Consider the following 2237-nt stretch of genomic DNA (forward strand, 5'->3'; position numbering starts at 1 on the left):
GTTTTAATTTGTATAATTATTAGTATATTCATTTTTCATAGTTTGTCAATAAATATTAAAAAATATTTATATATTAACTAATTTTTTTTTATTTTTAAATCTAAACTTTCTTTGTGGAGAAATTTGGTCTTTACATATTTTTGACCTGATATTATCTTATTATTAACAATCATATCATTAAGATTTTTTACTGCCAATTTGGATATATTTTTTATAGAAAAGCTCAATGTTGACAAATTTGGATATATATAATTAGAAGCTGATATTCCACCTACACCTACTACCCCAATATCTTTGCCAGGGATAATACCATTTCTTAATAATTCTGATATAACATAAATACCTTTTATATCATCTTTACAAACTATCACATCTGGAATATTTTTTTTATTTGCAATAAGATTTTTTATATCATATTTTATTTTATCTACATCTTCTGTAAAGCCTAAAACTATAGGTTTATGAATATTATTCTTCATAACAGAATCATAATAACCTCTTAATCTTTGCTCACAAACAATATAGTCCACATTTCCACTTACATAAGCTATTTTTTTGTATCCTGTTTCATATAACTTATCTACTAAATTTTTTATTTCGTTTGAATTATCTATATCTACACAAAATACTTTATCTAAATAACCAGTAAGCTCTCCTATAACAACTGTAGGAATGCCATTTTCTATAAGTAAATCTAGCAATTCCATATTTTTTTTACTTGCCATAAATATAGCACCACAAATTTGTTTATTGCTTATAATTGAATTTAAATAAACCATCTCTTTTTCTTCTGGTTCAAAAAAAGGCAATAAATAGTATCCAAACTCTGTTAAATATTTTGATATATGCGGTATAGCTTCACTAATGGTAGGGTGGCTTTGTTCATCTACATTAAAATTTACTATTAATGTAATTAGATTAGTTTTTCCTCTTAAGCCTAATGCATTAAAATCTGGAGTATAATTAAGTTTTTTGGCAACATCTAAAACTAATTTTCTTGTATCTTCTTTTACTCTATCTGGATTATTGTATACAAAAGAAACTGTTGTAATGGATACACCAGCCATCTTTGCAACATCCCTTATTCCATTTTTTTTCTTCATAATAAACAACTTTTATTAGAATAATAAAATTATTATGCACACAATTATATATATTTTTTTATTATTTACAAATTAGATTTTTTATAAAAAACAACTATTTTAAACTTTTCTCTAATAGCCTACATATATTATTAATTAAAACATCTTTCTCTACATTTTTATCTTCTTTTATCCAATGATATATTATAGAAACTAATCCTCCAGATATAAACTCCTGTATTACTATATTCTCATCATCTTTTAACCATTCATTTAAGTAGCCTAATAAAATCTTGTGAAGAAGTGATATAAATAAAAGAGTGTTGTTATAATTAACTAATGAAGTATTAAAATATTGTTTGTTATTATCAAAATAGTTTATTATTTTCTCTATTATTTTTCTGTAGTTCTTTTTAAAATTATAGATTAAATTATCATCTCTCAATTCTTTTATAATATCTTCTTTTATATCTTCTATGATGCTATTTAAAAGTTCTTCTTTATTATTGTAGTGGTCATAAAAAGTAACTCTATTAATCATAGATTTTTCGCATATTTCTGTAACTGTGATATCATTAAAAGAGTGAGTTTTAAAGAGTTCGAGTAGAGATTCTTTTAATAATTTTTGGGTTTTTATGATTCTCAAATCTTTTTTCTTTTCTTCTATCATAACTAGATTATACTGAAACAAGTATATTTTGTCAAAATTTAGTTTTTAAGTTTTTTATTATTTGCGTGGTTTTACCCCCTGCGAAGCGTGCCCTTAGGGTAGCACCACAAAATGCACTCCCCCGCACAACTAATAAGTTATAATTAAACCATAGCATTACCGTGCGGCAAGGTGGTACAGCTCGTACGCGTGAAAAAGTTGATAAAAAACGTGTAATGTGGGAAAAAGAACAATAAAATTTTTAAGTTTTTTATTATTTGCGGGGACTAGCCCCCTGCGAAGCGTGCCCTTATGGTACGCACCCCAGTTCTTTTGCCGATAGGTACCTACTCGGTATTGGTATAAAAGAACCTTATATCCTACGGATACGCTTCGCGAAGAACTGCATTTTTTTAGCTAAAATAATTAGTATTATTTTATACTTAATACATATTCCTAATATATAAAGTTAGATAACTTGCACTTTTTGGTTCTTTTTGCGGCGG

General features: G+C 26.1%; 2 protein-coding genes. Both read right to left on the reverse strand.

Translation table 11 applies throughout. The features are described 5' to 3' along the window. Positions 1-77: 77 nt before the first annotated feature. A complete protein-coding gene (locus E6A48_RS08715) occupies positions 78-1103 on the reverse strand; it encodes a LacI family DNA-binding transcriptional regulator (RefSeq protein ID WP_157148699.1) in 1026 nt (341 codons plus the stop codon). Positions 1104-1197: 94 nt separating this feature from the next. Then, positions 1198-1752 carry a TetR/AcrR family transcriptional regulator gene (locus tag E6A48_RS08720; protein ID WP_219709764.1) on the reverse strand — a complete coding sequence of 185 codons (555 nt, stop codon included), beginning with the start codon at positions 1750-1752 and terminating at the stop codon, positions 1198-1200. Between the last annotated feature and the right edge of the window lie 485 nt (positions 1753-2237).

It is taken from the genome of Brachyspira pilosicoli, assembly GCF_019402445.1.
Lineage (GTDB): Bacteria > Spirochaetota > Brachyspiria > Brachyspirales > Brachyspiraceae > Brachyspira > Brachyspira pilosicoli_B.